Source organism: Pedococcus sp. P1_H8 (genome assembly GCF_056405175.1).
In genome coordinates, this window is sequence record NZ_JBFUCP010000501.1 from 1 (window position 1) to 353 (window position 353).

Sequence of the window (353 nt, forward strand, 5' to 3'; positions counted from 1 at the left end):
GGTGAGCACCATCAGACACGGCGATGTCGCGGCGCTGGTCAGCGAAATACCGGTGGACCGGCCGCTCGGTAAACCCGCGGACCTCCAAGCCCACGCACGCCTGCTGGACGGAACCGCGCGGGTGGCACCGGTGCTTCCCCTGCGGTTCGGTGCGGTCCTGACCGACGCCGACGCGGTGAAGGACGAACTACTCACCGCGCACGCTGACGAGTTCGCCGCCGCCATGGAGCAACTCGAGGGTAAGGCGCAGTTCGTAGTGAAGGGCCGCTACGTCGAACAGGCCCTTCTGTGGGAAGTGATCGGTGAGAACGAGCAGGCCAGCGCACTGAGGGAGACGATCCGCGACCAGCCGG

1 protein-coding gene is annotated in these 353 nt (G+C 67.1%); it reads left to right on the forward strand.

Features of this window, described 5'->3' with window-relative positions:
- A partial coding sequence (locus AC1DYG_RS21045; protein WP_477641757.1) for a GvpL/GvpF family gas vesicle protein occupies nucleotides 1-353 on the forward strand: 353 nt, incomplete at both ends.